The following is a 16,458-nucleotide window of genomic DNA, read 5'->3' on the forward strand; positions in this document are numbered from 1 at the left end:
GCTCAGAGCGCCGCAACCTGCGCCGCGGCGCGCTCGCCCTCCTGCACCGCACCTTCCCACATCTGTGCGCCCAGCAACTCAGCGTGGGCAAAGGCGATGCGGCCGTGCGGTTGACGCACCACATCTGATGGCGCCGGCGCGCCGTCGCGCCCGAAAAAGAAGCCTGGCTGTGTCACCACATAGGCATGTCCCTGCCGATTGACCGTGATGCCGGCTATATCCCGGTCTGCATCGAAACCGCCGGCTGCAAACATGCTGGTGAACTGGCGGCGTATCTGCTGTTCAATGTCCACATAGCGCAAGCCGAACATTTTCATCCGTGCCGCCACCGTCTGTTCGGCCGCGGGCAGGCCCGGAATGCAGAAGGAATTGTACAGCGTCAGCACTGTGGGCTTGTCGGGGTCCAGCGGCATCGGCTCTTCGCCATCGAGCAGCATTTGCCGCCGCAAGGTGGTAAACCAGCCCAGATCGTCGCCGAACCAGCGCACCGAGGCAACTCCCAGCTTGTCCATGAAGCGCCAGTTGCGCAGCGCGACATTGACCACCATCATCGGCGCGTGCAGAAACTGGTCCATGGCCTCGCGATGCGCCTGCGGCAAATCCGCCACGACCCGCTTGTTGACGTGTTGCTGTCCCGCCATGACCACACTGCCGGCGCGCAGCCGGTACCGGCGCCCGTCGCGGACATAGCTCACCGCCACTGTCTCGGCGCTGGCTGCCGGCCCCTCGTGCGCCACGTGTACCACCAGTGATCCCAACCGCATCCGGCAGGCACTGCCGCTGCGATCCAGCAGGTCGCGGTCGACCGGGTTGTGAAGCACATCGCTTATCGACTTGGTGGCGCCGAAAATACCGGGGATCAACTTCTGCACCAGGTGCCGCAGGATGCCGGTATTGCCACCGGGAAAGCTGGCCAGCCAGATGTTGTCTGTGGGATCGCCGTAGCCAAACTGGCGCCCGTACTGCATTACGCCGGGCTGCAGGAAATTGAAAGCCTGGTAGGCCGAAATCACATCGACACCCAGGCCGCAGCCCATCGCCGCGCCGAAGGGATTCAGGTATTCGTCCACCCAGGGGTTGTCGATCCCCATTTCATTCTTGAGAAAATCCTTGTAGGTCATGGAATCCAGCCAGCGGTCCCAGTCCTCCCGCTCGGGCGGCTGCCGGTAGACTTCCATCCACAGCAGGTCCTGTTTGGTCCTGTCATCCAGCGGCAGCTCGGCGAAGCGATTGGACCAGGGATTGCGCGCCATCGGCTGGCCATCAAAGTGCCAGCCCAGGTCAGTGCCCTCCCAGGTCAGGTGCATGGGGGTGTAGTTGTCCATGGGCACCTTGAGCTGCGAATTGCTTACCGGCTGCCACTTGAATTCTGTCGGCAAGTCCAGCTCGCCCCACAAATCGGCGTACATGCCTATCTTGCGGGCTTCGTCCAGCGGCCACACCGCACCGGTGGAACCCTGGGGGCCCCACAGGCGGTACCCGTCCACCTCGAATTCATTCTGGCGCGCTTCGCCGCCGAACATCTGGTGGTTGTCGAGGATCAGTACTTTTGCCTCCGGCCTGGCCTGCAGGAAGCGAAAGGCTGCGGTACAGCCGGCGAAGCCGGCGCCGACCACCACCAGGTCGTAATATTCACCGGTGTCTTCGGCAGCCGGGTCGTGGCCGCCGAATTCACCGTTGCGCAGCGCGTGCGCGGCATTGACTTCGCGGTGGGTATTGCCGTTGGCAACGGCATAATCGCCCTGGCCACCGGGCCCGGTCCAGCTCTCGTCCAGACCGGTCAGTGGCATCGACAGGGTATTGCCATGCTTGAACAGGTTGCCCGTCCGCGGTGGCCCCTGAGCCAGCAGACCGGGGGCGGCCGCGGTCAGCAGCGCCGCTCCGCTGCCGATCAATGCGCCGCCGACAAAATCGCGCCGGGTAATGGCGGGACGTCCGCCAGTCCGGCCCGTGGAATCCTGTCTGGACATTTTGCTGCCTCCCGCGGACTCAGTCCGCCACTGCAAACCGCTTGCTGTCGAATTCGCCGGGAACGAACATGTCGCCGGTGCACCACCACTGCCCATCGATCCGCTCCCACAGAAACAGAATCTTGAAGGTGAAGGGAGCTTGCCCCTCCGCTTTGGGTGTTACGTGGAAATTGGCCCAGTCCCAGCCCAAATCGCCGCTGACCCTGCTCTGCAATGATTCGACCTGCACCGTCGCCCCCTGCACCAACTCCTCGTACATCGGCCGCAATTCGCTGCGGCCGAAATAGCTGGTGCCCTCGTGATCCACCGACACCACGTCGGCGCTGTAGAAGTGGTTCAGGATGGGCTCCGCGTCAGCGGCGGCAAATGCCTGTTCCTTGATCTCGTAGCGGGCGCGGATCGCTTCCTCGAACGCAGCCTGTTCCCCAGGCTCGTCGGCCATGCTGCCCATTGACAGCATACTCATCGACAGCGGGCCCAACAGCCACAGCGGCCACCGCCGCCAGCACCGGATTATCATCAGTCACCCTCTCCCTCATGTCGTTGTGTACCACGCAATTCGCGCGACCGGAAAAAATATAGGTCACACGACTAATAATGTCAAGTAGCCTGTGCCTGCCTGCGATGGAGGGCGAGCTGGGTAAAAACCAGGCTTCAGCTGTTGTGAGCGCGGCGGCAGCGGGCAGGGGTTACGCCGAATTCGGCCTTGAATGCGCGGCTGAAATGGGAGGAGTCCTTGAAGCCGTGGCGGTAGCCGATTTCACTGACGGTGTATTGGGCAAAGGCCGGATTTTCCAGCGTATTGCGGCAGCCCTGCAGACGCAACCGCTGGATATAGCGCGACACGGAAACATCCTCCGCCTCGAACAACATATGCAGGTAGCGGGTGGAAATACTGTGTGCGGCCGCAATCCAGTCGGGGTCAGCCGCTCATCGTGCAGGTGCTTGCGGATAAACCCCCGGATCCGGTGCAGGTATTCCAGTTTGACCCCACAGCCGAGCAGGTCATGGCGCTGGCTCTCCTCGGCGTAGCCCAGTGTGGTAGTGAGCAGGTCGATCACGTTGGCTTCCAGGCGCTGGGCAAGGACGCCGTCCAGACTGTCGAGCCGGTGCGCGATAGACGTGACGAACTGGGCAAACAACCCGTTGGCGCCAACCGTCGACTGCATCCGCACTCCCAGGTGGCGATCGGGACGGTGGACACACTCCAGCATGACTCCCTCCGGTATCGCCAGCACGACCTGGGAGTAATCCTCCGGGAAATGCAGCTCATAGGGCTCCGAGCTCAGGCACAGCGCGAAATCGCCGGGCTGCAGGCAGGCCTCGTTGCCGCGCTGAAGTACACGGCTCTCGCCCTCCACCTGGACTTTCACCAGGTAGACAGCATCCGAGACCCGGGAGATGTGAGTGCGCCGCCGGTAAACGTCCAGGGGTGAACTGCGCACCGCGGCAAAACCCACCTTGCCCAGTTGCCGCGAGGTCAGCAGGCCCCGGAACTCGCCAATTGCCGACCGCGGCGGCGAGCATTCCATCGGAAAGAAGGTCTCGTTGACCTGACTGTCGAACAAGTCCAGGGATCTTGTGGACGCTGCTGCGCTGCTACCGTTCATGAGTACCTCGGTGTCGCACCGTCGCGGGCGCTGTGCCCGTGATCGGACCGTTGACCCGATTGGACCTGTAGCACGGCGCAATGTCAAATCTCCCGGCGGCTTGCACCAGGTTCAACGGTCTCCCACCGGACCCGGCGCGGGCTCCACCCCGTACTCAGAGCGCACCAACAGGCTGTGGTAGTTGTCCCGGTCCACTTGTCCACGGGTGGACCGGTCGGCGCGCGATACCAGCCACATGCTGACTACCGCCAATGGCAGAGTAAAGAGCGCGGGATAATCGTAGGGGAACAGCGCCCGCTCAAAACCCAGCACCGACACCCAGACCTGGGGACCGACAATGATCAGGGTTACCGACGACAGCAGCCCCACCAGCGCGCCTGTCACTGCCCCGCGGGTGGTCAGGCCGGGCCAGAACAGGGACAGGAAAAGGATCGGGAAATTGACTGAAGCCGCCACCACCATCGGCATGGTCGCTATGAAAGCAACATTCTCATTCTGAAACAGTATGCCCAGCACTACCGCAATCACCCCGATCACCAGCGTCGTGATCCGGGTGAGCAGCAGTTCCTTGCGCGGGTCCGGAGCGCCCTTGCACAGCAACTCGGCATAGAGGTCGTGGGAAATCGCGGCTGCGCCCGACACCGTCAGGCCGGCCACCACCGCCAGGATGGTCGCGAAGGTCACCGCGGACATGAAGCCGGTCAGCACATTGCCGCCCACTGCGGTTGCCAGGTGGATGGCCGCCATGTTACTGCCACCGAGCAACTGCCCATCGGCGCCAAAGAACGCCGGGTTCTGGTACAGCAGGCTGGCGGTGCCGAAGCCGATAATCACCAGGGCCAGATAGAAGTAGCCCATGAACAGGGAGGCATAGAATGCGGATTTCTTCGCCTCCTGCATATTGGGCACGGTGAACAGGCGCATCAGGATATGCGGCAGTCCCAGGGTGCCAAACAGCATGGATACCAAAATGGTGGTGACCTGCACCGGATCATCGAACAGCACCCCGGGTGCCAGAATCCGCTCCCCTTCCGGGTGCCGTGCCACCGCACCGGCCAGCAGCTGATCCAGACTGAAACCGGTTTCGGCCAGCACCAGGACCGCGGTGACCGTCACGCCCGCGGTCAACAGAATGGCCTTGATAATCTGTACCCAGGTGGTGGCCAGCATGCCGCCAAACGTGACGTAGGCCAATACCAGGGCGCTCACCGCGATCACCGCCACCTCATAGGGCAGGCCGAACAGCAGTTCGATCAATTTGCCGGCACCTACCATCTGGGCTATCAGGTAGAGCACAACAACGACAATTGTGCCGCTGATCGCAACCAGCCGTATGCGGGTGCGTTCCAGCCGCTGCGAGACCACGTCGATAAAAGTAAAACTGCCCAGGTTCCGCACCCGCTTGGCCAGCAGGAACAACAGCAGCGGCCAGGCTGCGAAGGCACCCATCGCCAGCACCAGGCCATCGAAACCACCGATGAAAATCAGGCCGGTGATGCCCAGGAAGGAGGCCGCGGACATGAAGTCGCCAGCGATCGCAGTGCCGTTCTGCAAGCCGGTAATCTGGCCGCCGGCGGTGTAGAAATCCCGGCTGCTGCGGGTACGGCGTGAGGCCCAGTAACTGACCATCAGCGTGGCGGCAACAAACACCAGAAACATCGCGATCGCCACCGGGTTCAGCGGTTGCCGCTCTGTCTCCACTGCTACCGCCGGCGCCGCCAGCACCACCTCCGTCCACAGGCCCAACAGGCCGCCCCGAGCCCGATAGCGCCCCGGCGCCGGACAAGGCCCCGACCGCTCACGGCCGCCGCCTGCTGAGCACACCAATGCGCAGGTTGATCAGCAGAAACACCAGTTCCAGCAATACCAGCAGGATGATCGTGACCGCGAACATCAGCAGTGAGCCGGTGATATGGGAGTCACCCAGGCGCCGGGTGAGCGCCGCGCCCGCCGTGGTCCAGTTGAGGATGAAGGAGAAGTACAGGATCAGTGTCAACAGCGTAAACAGCAGCCTGCGCCGGGTTTTGGCCTGTATCAGTCGGAGTTTGTTGTCGTTGTCCAAGTACCTGCTCCAAAACGGTATCACTGCCGTGGAATAGCGCTGGCCGCACTATAGCAAAGCAATCCCGGAAGCCGTCAATCGATTTCCCGTGGCACCGGCGGCCTGCCGAAAGGCAACGGACTGGTCTGCTCATGCGCTGCGCCGGCGTTGCTGCCACTCCAGGACCACTGTGGTCAGCGCCGGCAACATGGTCAATGTGACCAGCGCGGCCCCCAGGATGCCGAACATGACGATGACCCCCACCCCCCGGTACAGCTCGGTGCCCGCCCCGGGATCAACACCAGTGGTGCCAGGCCACAGATGGTGGTGATGGTGGACATTGCGATCGGACGCAGACGAGCCTCCACCGCCTCCTCCACCGCTGCCAGCGGTTGCAGTCCCTCCACCTGTACATTCTGGACCGAGCGATGCACGATCAGGATGGGATTGTTGACCACGGTACCCATCAGTATCAGGAAGCCCAGCATCGAGATCATGTCGAAGGGCTGCACGATCTGCGTCAGGCCCAACAGCGGCAGCACGCTGCCAACCGCGTTCAGCAACCACAGCCCGACAATGCCGCCGGCGATACCCAGTGGGATAGAGGTCATGATCAGCAACGGATAGCCCCAGTGACCGAAAATAGCCACCATCAGCAGATAGATAATCAGCAGCGCCACCAGATAATTGCTGACCAGCGCCTCGCGAGTGGCATCCAGCTGATCCGCCGCGCCGGAAATATCGATGTCGACACCGGCGGGAATCTCGCCCCGGTTGCGCAGCTCTTCCACGACCTCCTCGCGCACGCGCTGCACCCCGGTCTCCAGCGGTATACTGCGCGGCGGGATGATGTTCAGTGTCACCGTGCGGCGGCCGTTGACGCGCCGCAGCTGGCTGGTGTCGACCGACTCGGTAATCTGCGCCAGTGAGGACAGTGGCACCACGGCCGCGCTGGGTGTGTAGATGGGCAGCTGGGCCAGGGTATCCAGCGACGAATCCTGTCCCACCTCACTGTAAAGATAGATGTCGATCTTGTCGTCCCCGAGAAAGAACTCATCCACGTAGCCGCCATCGGTAAGCGCAGCGACAGTAAAACCCAGGCCCTCGGCGTCAAGTCCCAGCTCCGCCACCCGCTCCCAGTGCGGCAGTATCTCGACCATCGGCTGGGCCAGTGACAGCGACGCGGGCTGACTCTGGATGCGGGGATTGTCGAACACCTCCGCCGCACGGTTGTAGGCGGCCTGTGCCACGGCGTAGATCGCGGCCAGGTCGGTGCCCGCGATATCCAGGTTGATGCTGCGGGTTCCGCCGTCATTGCTGCTGATGATGGAGCCCCGTGTGGCAAATGCCCGCATCCCCGGATACTCGCGATACTTGGCGGAAATGGCGTCCATCAGGGGCTCGATGTCCCCTGGAGCCACCGGTTCAGCGATGATCCGCAACTGGCTGGTCTGCACCCGCAAATTCATGTAGGCCAGGGCCGGTACCGGTGCCTGGCCCCGATGATACTGCGCGGGATCGGCGCCGACGTGCGGCATCAGGTAGGCTTCCACTTCCGCCGCGATCTCCGCCATCGCCGCCAGATTGTAGCCGGGCGGCGCGTTCATGGTCGCGAACACTTTCGCTTCCTCGCCCTCAGGCAGGTATTCCGCGGCCGGCGTCAACGCAATGATCACCAGCAGGCTCAGGCTGCTGACCAGACCAATGCAGGCAAACCGCCGCCGCGGTGTCGCCAGCACTGCGCGAACCAGCTGCAGCGCGCCCTGCCGCCAATGCAAGCCACGCCGGGCAGCCCCGCCCCCGCCGCGGCCGGCAAAGGACAAGCGGGCCGCCGCCGTCGGCAGCACTGTGATGGCCACCAGCATGGAGGCGAGTATGGCTGCCGAAATCGCAATCGCCACATCCGAGTACAGCTGGCCTGCCTCCTGCTCGATAAACATCACGGGCAGGAACACCAGCACCGTGGTCATGGTGGACGCGAACACCGCGGGCCAGACCTGGCGTACGCCCTCCACCGCGGCGCGCAGCCGGTCGGCACCCCGGCGCCGCTCCAGTTCGATGCTTTCCAGCACCACGATGCTGTTGTCCAGCGTCATCCCGATGGCAAAGGCGATCCCGGCCAACGATATGACATTGACGGTGCGTCCGGCCAGCAGCAGGCCGAGGAAGGCTACGATGATGCAGATCGGAATGCCCATCACACCCGCCGCCGTGGCTGCGCCGGAACGCAGGAACAGGTACATCACCACAGTCGCAAGCAGGGCTCCCAGCAACAGGTTCTGCCAGACATTGCGCACCGAATCCTGCACGTAGCGGACATCATCGGAGCTCAGATTCATGCGCATGCCGGCGGGCTCCAGCAAGCCGGCATTGATCGATTCCACTTCCTGCAGCATCCGTTGCTTGATGTCGATCACATTGGAGCCGGATTCCCGCCGCACCGACAGGAACAGGCCGGGGTCGCCGTTGAAGAACGACAGGCCGCGTTTTTCAAAATGGTCCAGCCGTATCTCCGCCACATCCTGCAAGCGGATGATGGCATCGCTGCGGCGGGCGAGAATCAAGTTTTCAAGGGACTCCAGGTCGGCAAAGCGTCCCACCGTACGCAGCAGATACTGGCGTTTGCCGGATTCGATATCGCCGCCGGATCGATCCCGGTTGCGGCTGCGGATGGCGCTGCGTACATCGCCCAGCGTGAGCCCGCGCTGGGCCAGCCGGGCCGGGTCAATCAGGATCTGGATCTGGCGTTCGGCACCACCGCTGACCGAGACCTCCGATACACCGGCGACCCGGGACATCCGTGGCCTGACATTATCCTCGACAAAATCGAAGGCCAGATCCATGTCCAGCTGCCGCGGATTGCCAGGCAAGGGTACGATATTGAAGTACATGAAAGCATTGCTGGAGAATGAATTGGCGAAGATCCGCGGTTCGTCCACATTCTCCGGATAGGCCGGCACCTGGCTGAGGGCGTTGTTCACCCTGATCAGCATCTCGGTTACATCGGTTCCAAACGGAAACTCGAGTTCGATTTCCGCGCTGCCGCTGCGCGCGGTGGCGATGCTGCGCGTCAGATTGGGCAGGTTGCGCAGGTATTCCTCCTGCTCGATCAGGATTTCTTTCTCCACATCCTGAGGCGTGGCACCCGGCCAGGTGGTGCGCACACTGATTGTGCGTACATCCAGATCCGGGATCATCTGTACCGGTATGCGCAGCGCAGCCAGGATCCCCAGGACGCTGACGATGAGTACAGTCACCGTCATCAATATGCCGTGGCTGACTATGCGTTCAAACACGCTGCCTCCTGCCTGGCACTAGCGCTGTCGTGGACTGTCGACCAGGGTGATCCGCTGGCCGTTGCGCAGGGACTCGTTGCCCCTGACCACGACCCGGTCACCGGCCTCCAGGCCAGCACGGATTTCGACCAGCCCCTCGAAGCTGACTCCGGGAGAGACTACCTGTTCCCGCGCCACCAGGCCGTCTTCGCTCTCGTCCACCGTCCATACGACCACGCGTCCGTCGGGATAGCGCAGCGTAGCGTCGCGGGATACCGTCAGTCCGCTGCGGCCGGTTTCCAGGCTCAGCAGCGCCGTCGCAGACATTCCCGGCAGCAGCTCCTGCAAGGCTTCCCTGTCCGGCTGTACCCGCAGCAAAAAGGTGCGCGCGCCGGGCTCCGCCACCGGTACCACACTGCGCACAGTGCCGCGGTAACGCTCCCCCGGCATCGCGCCCAGCGCGAATTCCACCGCGGTTCCGGCTTCAATCCAGGTCAGATAATCCTCCGCCACTGAAAAATCCAGCCGCAGGGACTGCAGGCCCACCAGGTCGAACACGGCCTGGCCGGGATCCAGCCACTCCCCCGGATCGGTCAGTTTGGCACTGATGACCCCGGCAAACGGGGCCCGCAAATCGTGACGCTTCAACAGCGCTCGCTGCAGCTCGGCCTCCGCCCGGGCCCCGGCAGCGAGGCTGCGGGCCTGCTCGACCTCCGCCTCGAGGTCGCGCACCGCGGTTTCGGCGATGCCCCGCTGGGGCAGCAGCTGGCGCGCCTCCTCCAGGCGCCGGCGCGCATCCTGCAACCGGACCCGGGCCTGGTCAGCGCCAGCCTCCGCTGTCGCCAGCCGTATCCGGGCCAGTTCCGGATCCATCTGCAGCAACAATGCGCCGGCTTCCACCCGATCCCCCTCTTCCACCGTCAGCTCAGCCACCAGACCGCTGACGGCGACGGACAGCCGGGCGCGACGCTGCGCGGTGACCGTGCCGGTAAGCCGCAATTCACGCAGGATGGGGCGCTCCCCGACCCGTGCCGTGACGACCGGCACCCCTTCTGCAAGAAGCCGGGGAACCAGCAGCAAATTGCCGGCCAGGACCAGCGCCAGCACAGTGAACCAGCGCAATCGGGAATTCTTCAGGCGGGGCACGTCACCTCCTTGCACATGTTTATGGCAGACCCGCACCAGCGGCAGCCGGATTATCTCATATGCCATCCCCGGTACTGCTATAGTGGTAATCAGCAGACCGACGAATTCCCGTCACAGCAGATGGACAAGGAGCCGCTATGAGCACCCGCTACGCAAGGGAACAGACTCTCACTGTAAACGGTGAAGACTATACCGTATACCCGCTCGACCAACTTGGCGTCGAAGGCGACACCGGCACGCTGCCCTATTCGCTCAAACTGCTGCTGGAAAACCTGCTGCGCCACGGCCGGGAAGATTTTGTCAGCGACGCCGATATCGAGGCGCTGGCCAACTGGGACCCCGCCGCCGCGCCGTCGCAGGAGATCGCCTTCGTACCGGCACGGGTATTGCTGCAGGACTTCACCGGGGTGCCCGCGATCGTCGACCTTGCAGTGATGCGCGATGCGATGGTGGACCTGGGCGGAGAGCCCGGCAAGATCAACCCGCTGTCCCCGGTGGAACTGGTGATCGACCATTCAGTAATGGTGGATCATTTTGGCACCGAGGACTCCCTGTCGCGCAATACCGACATCGAGATCCAGCGCAACCTGGAGCGCTACCAGTTCCTGCGCTGGGGCCAGGAGGCCTTTGCCAACTTCAAGGTGGTGCCGCCCGGCACCGGCATCGTCCACCAGGTCAACCTGGAATACCTGGCCCGCGGTGTCTTCACCAGTGACTACGATGGCCGGACCCTGGCCTATCCCGATACGCTGGTGGGGACCGACTCCCACACCACGATGATCAACGGCCTCGGTGTCCTCGGCTGGGGCGTCGGCGGCATTGAAGCCGAGGCGGCAATGCTGGGGCAGCCGGTAACCATGCTGATACCGGAGGTGGTCGGTTTCCGGCTGGACGGCGAACTGCCCGAGGGCGCCACCGCCACTGACCTGGTACTGACGGTCACCGAGCAGCTGCGCAGCCACGGGGTGGTGGGCAAATTCGTGGAATTCTTCGGCCCCGGCCTCGCTTTTCTGAGCCTGGCGGACCGGGCGACGATCGCCAACATGGCGCCCGAGTACGGTGCCACCTGCGGGATCTTTCCGGTCGACGCCGAAACCATCAAATATCTGCGGCTCACCGGTCGCAGCGAAGAGCAGCTGGAGCTGGTGGAAACCTACATGAAGGCGATGGGCATGTGGCATGACACTGACAGTGTCGAGGCGCGCTACAGTGCCACCCTGACGCTGGACCTGGCCCAGGTTGTGCCCTGCCTGGCGGGCCCCAAGCGGCCTCAGGACCGGATTCCGCTGACCGGTGCAAAAGCATCGTTTACCCAGGTGCTGGCCGAATTCCAGGAATTGAGCCTGGTGTCCGGCGAAGAGGGGGACTGGGAGGAAGAAGGGGGCCAGGTCACACACGGCGAAAGTGTGGCGCTCAACGGGGTCAACGTAGACCGCGGCAATGACAGCTTCCAGCTGCAACACGGCGCGGTGGTCATCGCCGCCATCACCAGCTGCACCAACACCTCCAACCCGGCGGTGCTGGTAGCGGCCGGGCTGGTGGCACGCAAGGCCAGGGAGCGCGGCCTCAGCACCCGGCCGTGGGTCAAGACCAGCCTCGCTCCAGGTTCCAAGGTGGTCACTGAATACCTGGAGAAAACCGGGCTGCTGGAGGACCTGGAAGCCCTGGGTTTCTATCTGGTGGGCTACGGTTGCACCACCTGCATCGGCAACTCGGGCCCGCTGCCGGAGGACATCAGTGACGCGATCCGCAGTGGCAATCTGCTGGTCACCTCGGTGTTGTCGGGCAACCGCAATTTCGAAGGACGTATTCACCAGGATGTGCAGGCCAACTACCTGGCCTCACCGCCGCTGGTAGTGGCCTACGCGCTGGCGGGCAGCATGGGGGTGGACCTGTATCGGGATCCGCTGGGACAGGACCAGGATGGCAACCCGGTCACGCTGGCCGACCTGTGGCCCAGTAACGCGGAGATCCAGCAGATCGTCGCCAGCGCACTGGACCCCGAGATGTTCCAGCGCAAGTACGCGGACGTCTACAGTGGCAACCAGACCTGGAACGAGCTGCCGGTGGCGGACAGCGAGCGCTACCCCTGGCCGGAGTCAACCTATGTGCGCAAGCCCACCTTCTTCGACAACATGACGGCAAGCGCACCCGCAATTACAGGGCTGGAGGACGCCCGCTGCCTGGTCATGGTAGGGGACAGCGTGACCACCGATCATATCTCGCCCGCCGGCGCCATCGCCCCGGACAGCCCTGCCGGAAAATACCTGCAGGCGCAGGGCGTGGCCACCGCCGACTTCAATTCCTACGGTTCCCGCCGGGGCAACCACGAAGTCATGATGCGCGGTACCTTTGCCAATATCCGCCTGCGCAACCAGCTGGCTCCGGGCACCGAGGGTAGCTGGACAGCCAGTTATCTGGAGGACGGCAAACATACCTCGATATTCGACGCGGCGGAAACCTATCGCGCCGCCGGCATTCCGCTGATCGTCCTGGCGGGGAAGGAGTATGGCACCGGCTCGTCCCGGGACTGGGCGGCCAAGGGTCCGGCGCTACTGGGTGTAAGGGCAGTGATCGCAGAGAGCTTCGAGCGCATCCATCGCTCCAACCTGGTGGGCATGGGCATCCTGCCGCTGCAGTTCGCCGCTGGGGAAAATGCCAGCGGCCTGGGACTGAACGGGCAGGAAGCCTTTAGCATTCCCGCGGTCACCGCGGGTCAGGAGACGGTGGAAATCACTGTCACTCCACCCAGGGCAAGCCGAGGAGCTTCACTGCCCGTATCCGGATCGACACCCCCAATGAGTTCTCCTACTACCGGCACGGGGGCATTCTGCACTATGTGCTGCGGCGTCTCGCCGGCACCGCGGAAGAGGAGCACTGAGCGCGGCAGGCGCGGCGCCGTCAGCGGCGGCGCCGCGTCACCTGGCCGCCATCACCTTGCGACGCGAGTGCTCCAGCAATGCCCACAGAACATTGCGGGAACTGACCTGCCCCACCAGCCTGCCCTCTTCGATCACCGGCCGGCGCCGCTGGCGGGTACTCAGCATGGACTGCGCGACCTCGACGATGCTGTCCGATGCGCTGCAGGCGTTAACCTCACTGGTCATCACCTCGCTGACCAGCGCATGCTCCGGGTCACCGTCATTGTACAGGGCTGCCAGGACCCCTCGCAGGCAGTCCAGTTCCGACAGTACCCCCTGAACCGCCCCGCTTCATCGGTGACGGTCAGTCCCGTCAGCTTGTGATCGACGATCATTTCGATCGCCTGCAACAAATTGGCATCCGCGCGAATGGTCAGCGGATTGCGCCGCATACACTCGTCGACGGTCATCGGGTTGGACATGCAGTTGCGCTCCGGTTCAGGTTCAGATTCCGTTCACGTTGAGTATAGCGCATGCAGTACGCGCCACCACAGCCCTGTGGTGGCAGGCACCGGGGTGGATTAAAGCAAGCGAACGAATGGCGCTTGCTTTGGGGCTTCGTACAGGACTTCGTAGCCCGGTCGACATCCTGGAAAGGTGCTTTCGAGACACGCCGTGAACCCATCCATGGGGGCTCGGATGCGACATCCATGTCGCATACGGTCTCGAAAGCACCTTTCCAGGATATCGACCTGCCACCGGAGTGAACCAAAGTATATGCCATTTTCAAGCGAACATTGTCCAAAAGCTGCAAGCCTGTATACTGTTGCACCCTTTTGCATTCCCTCCAAGGTAAACCATGTCCACCGAGTCTCCCCACGCGACCAGCTTCGCGGCCCTCAACCTGCCCGATACCCTTCTCCAGGCGCTGACGGACGTCGGCTATGAGAGCCCTCCGCCATCCAGGCCCAGACCATCCCCCATTTGCTGGCGGGCTCCGATCTGGTGGGCCAGGCGCAGACCGGTACCGGCAAAACCGCCGCATTCGCGTTGCCGGCGCTGGCGCGGCTCGATCTCGGCCGCAAGCTGCCGCAGGTGATGGTCCTGACCCTACCCGCGAACTGGCGATCCAGGTGGCCGAGGCCTTCCAGAAATATGCCCGCCACCTGCCCGGCTTTCATGTGCTGCCGATCTACGGCGGCTCGGATTACCGCGGCCAACTGCGCCAGTTGCAGCGCGGCGTGCATGTGATCGTGGGCACACCAGGGCGGGTCATGGACCACATGCGCAAGGGCTCGCTGGATCTGTCGGAACTGCGCACCCTGGTGTTGGACGAGGCCGATGAAATGCTGCGCATGGGTTTCATCGATGACGTCGAATGGATCCTGGAGCAAACCCCGAAGGGGCGCCAGATCGCGCTGTTTTCAGCCACCATGCCCCAGGTTATCCGCCGCATCGCCCAGCAGCACTTGAATTCACCGCAGGAGGTGACGCTGCAGGTCAAGTCGATGGCGCACGAATCCATCCACCAGCGGGTATGGATGATGGCGGGGGTGCACAAGCTGGACGCGCTGACGCGCATTCTGGAGATGGAGGATTTCGACGCGATCATCATCTTCGTTCGCACCCGGCTGGCTACTACCGAACTGGCGGAAAAGCTGGCGGCCCGTGGCTATTCGTCTGCACCGCTGAATGGCGATATTCCGCAGCAGCAACGGGAGAAGACCGTCGAGCGCCTGAAGAACGGCCAGCTGGACATCCTGGTGGCCACCGACGTGGCGGCCCGCGGCCTCGACGTTGAGCGCATCAGCCATGTGATCAACTACGATATCCCCTACGATGTGGAGGCCTACGTACACCGCATCGGCCGCACCGGCCGCGCCGGCCGCAAGGGCATCGCCATCCTGTTCGCCGCCAACCGCGAGCGACGCCTGCTGCGCGCCATCGAGAAAGCCACCGGCAACACCATCGAACCGATGGACCTGCCCAGCGCGCAGCAGGTCAGCGACCGCCGCAGTGATCGTTTTAAACAGGATATCACCGCCACGTTGGACACCCGCGAACTGGACAATGCGCGCCGCATCGTCAGCGAATACCAGCAGGAGTACGGAGTGCCGGTACTGGAAATCGCCGCTGCTCTGGTGCTGCTGGCCCAGGGTGAGGCGCGCGGTCCCGGCACCACACCGGCCCAGTCTCCGGCCGGTACCGCACCGCCGCGGGCGGAGCGGCCGCCGCGCGAGCCGCGGGAAAAACCCCGCCGCGAGCGGCCGGCATCAGCTGCGGCAAGCCAGCGCGATACCGTACCGGGCCCGGGCATGGAGCGCTACCGGATAGAGGTGGGCCACCAGCACGGCGTCAAACCCGGCAATATCGTCGGCGCGATTGCCAATGAAGCCGAGGTGGAAAGCGAATACATTGGCCGTATCGTGATTCATGATGATCACAGCACCGTCGATCTGCCTTCCGGCATGCCGCCCGAGATATTCCGCCATCTGCGCTCGGTCTGGGTCAGCGGCCAGCGGCTGAATATTACCCGCCTTGGCGACATGCCCGCCGGGACAGAGCCCGCGCCGCGCAAGGCCGGCAAATTCCCCGCCGGGGCGGCGGCGAAGGACACTGCGTCCAGGGCCAAGCCCCGCAAAAAACCCCGCAAGCCGAATATGCCGCGGAGCTAGCTAGTACTAGCCCAGCCCCTGGGCCAGCATCCGGCCCAGTCCCGCGAGACTGACGGCGAGCAGACCTGTGCCCAGTACGCGGAAAAAGAACCCGGTGTCGGCGCGCAGACTGTAGTCGTGAAAGCGCAGGCCCATGACATGGCCAACCGCCGCGCAGGGCAGCAACCAAAGGTGCGCACGCCACTGCAGGTCGATTCCCGACCAGGCAAAAGCCGCCAGCTTGATGGCCACCAGCACGAACCACAGTACGAACAGGGTATCGCGCAACTCGTGGCGCGCCACCCGGCTGGCGGCCACCGGCACAACCAGCGGTGCCGCGATCAGGGAAGTACCGCTGACGTAGCCACCCAGCACCATGAACAGCGCATCGACAGTCCGGCTGTTGCTCTTGAACGGTCGCTGCAGAATGTAGCTGACCGCGTAAATCGCCACTACCACAAAAATAAAACTGCTGACCACGGTGGCAGGCAGCGTGATCACCCCCGCCACCCCGATCAACTTCGGAATCAGCATCAGCAGCAGTGCATAGCGCAGAAACTGCCAGTTCACGGTGGTTCGGGTTGCGGGGGAATCCGGCTGCCGGCGGGCACGCCACTGCGCCTGCAGTATCGTAAGCGCCGAGAAAAATAGCAGGTGAACCGCGATGATGGGCAGGTAGATCAACGGTGCATTGTGTACCATCAGCAGGAACGGCAGAGTGAGCACCGCGCCACCAAAGCCCAGCCCCGAACGCACGAAACCACCCCAGACGAACAGCAAACCGATCACCAGATACTGCCACAGGAGAAGGTCGGTCAATGCCCTCCCTCCGGCACCGGCTGCAACGCGGATTTCATCCAGGCAAAGACCCTGTATTCGCGAATGACTGGATCACAGAAGT

At 63.5% G+C, this 16,458-nt stretch carries 9 protein-coding genes and 3 pseudogenes; 2 read left to right on the plus strand and 10 right to left on the minus strand.

Annotated features, from left to right (window positions below):
* Positions 1-2: 2 nt before the first annotated feature.
* The 8 genes and pseudogenes from G3T16_RS03345 to G3T16_RS03375 form a co-directional block, all read right to left on the minus strand.
* Complete coding sequence (locus G3T16_RS03345) at positions 3-1,970, minus strand: NAD(P)-binding protein (protein ID WP_163493827.1); 1,968 nt, start codon at positions 1,968-1,970, stop codon at positions 3-5.
* 19 nt (positions 1,971-1,989) lie between these two features.
* Positions 1,990-2,436, minus strand: coding sequence for a YybH family protein (locus G3T16_RS03350; protein ID WP_163493828.1), 447 nt, complete (start codon positions 2,434-2,436; stop codon positions 1,990-1,992).
* A 188-nt stretch (positions 2,437-2,624) separates the two neighbouring features.
* Positions 2,625-2,843 (minus strand): helix-turn-helix domain-containing protein, encoded by a 219-nt coding sequence (locus tag G3T16_RS22970; protein ID WP_408610724.1) that lies wholly within the window; start codon positions 2,841-2,843, stop codon positions 2,625-2,627.
* 173 nt (positions 2,844-3,016) lie between these two features.
* A pseudogene (locus G3T16_RS22975) lies at positions 3,017-3,580 on the minus strand (cupin domain-containing protein); the annotation flags it as partial.
* Between the two features lie 111 nt (positions 3,581-3,691).
* Positions 3,692-5,326 (minus strand): cation/acetate symporter ActP, encoded by a 1,635-nt coding sequence (gene actP / locus G3T16_RS03360; RefSeq protein WP_232059250.1) that lies wholly within the window; start codon positions 5,324-5,326, stop codon positions 3,692-3,694.
* 52 nt (positions 5,327-5,378) lie between these two features.
* Positions 5,379-5,642 (minus strand): DUF485 domain-containing protein, encoded by a 264-nt coding sequence (locus G3T16_RS03365; protein WP_163493830.1) that lies wholly within the window; start codon positions 5,640-5,642, stop codon positions 5,379-5,381.
* A gap of 191 nt (positions 5,643-5,833) precedes the next feature.
* On the minus strand, positions 5,834-8,917 hold the full coding sequence (locus tag G3T16_RS03370) for an efflux RND transporter permease subunit (RefSeq protein WP_197911870.1): 3,084 nt from the start codon (positions 8,915-8,917) through the stop codon (positions 5,834-5,836).
* 18 nt (positions 8,918-8,935) lie between these two features.
* The gene (locus G3T16_RS03375; protein WP_163493831.1) at positions 8,936-10,108 is read right to left on the minus strand and encodes an efflux RND transporter periplasmic adaptor subunit; all 1,173 of its coding nucleotides are present in this window, start codon (positions 10,106-10,108) and stop codon (positions 8,936-8,938) included.
* A 71-nt stretch (positions 10,109-10,179) separates the two neighbouring features.
* On the opposite strand from G3T16_RS03375, the gene acnA reads away from it, so the two are divergent.
* A complete protein-coding gene (acnA, locus tag G3T16_RS03380) occupies positions 10,180-13,287 on the plus strand; it encodes an aconitate hydratase AcnA (RefSeq protein ID WP_456298659.1) in 3,108 nt (1,035 codons plus the stop codon).
* A gap of 5 nt (positions 13,288-13,292) precedes the next feature.
* On the opposite strand, the pseudogene G3T16_RS23325 reads toward acnA, so the two are convergent.
* Positions 13,293-13,385 (minus strand): annotated as a pseudogene (locus G3T16_RS23325) (hypothetical protein); the annotation flags it as partial.
* Positions 13,386-13,762: 377 nt separating this feature from the next.
* Here G3T16_RS23325 and G3T16_RS03390 point away from each other — a divergent pair.
* Positions 13,763-15,578: pseudogene (locus G3T16_RS03390) on the plus strand (DEAD/DEAH box helicase).
* 6 nt (positions 15,579-15,584) lie between these two features.
* Here the strand turns inward: G3T16_RS03390 and G3T16_RS03395 are convergent.
* Positions 15,585-16,376 carry a TSUP family transporter gene (locus tag G3T16_RS03395; RefSeq protein WP_163493832.1) on the minus strand — a complete coding sequence of 264 codons (792 nt, stop codon included), beginning with the start codon at positions 16,374-16,376 and terminating at the stop codon, positions 15,585-15,587.
* Positions 16,377-16,458: the final 82 nt, after the last annotated feature.

This window comes from Kineobactrum salinum (assembly GCF_010669285.1).
GTDB lineage: Bacteria > Pseudomonadota > Gammaproteobacteria > Pseudomonadales > Halieaceae > Kineobactrum > Kineobactrum salinum.

Coding starts and splice junctions, on each gene's coding strand:
- G3T16_RS03345 (WP_163493827.1), bottom strand. CDS start 1,970: ATGTCCAGACAGGATTCCACGGGCCGGACTGGCGGACGTCCCGCCATT.
- G3T16_RS03350 (WP_163493828.1), bottom strand. CDS start 2,436: ATGAGTATGCTGTCAATGGGCAGCATGGCCGACGAGCCTGGGGAACAG.
- G3T16_RS22970 (WP_408610724.1), bottom strand. CDS start 2,843: ATGTTGTTCGAGGCGGAGGATGTTTCCGTGTCGCGCTATATCCAGCGG.
- G3T16_RS03375 (WP_163493831.1), bottom strand. CDS start 10,108: ATGGCATATGAGATAATCCGGCTGCCGCTGGTGCGGGTCTGCCATAAA.
- acnA (WP_456298659.1), top strand. CDS start 10,180: ATGAGCACCCGCTACGCAAGGGAACAGACTCTCACTGTAAACGGTGAA.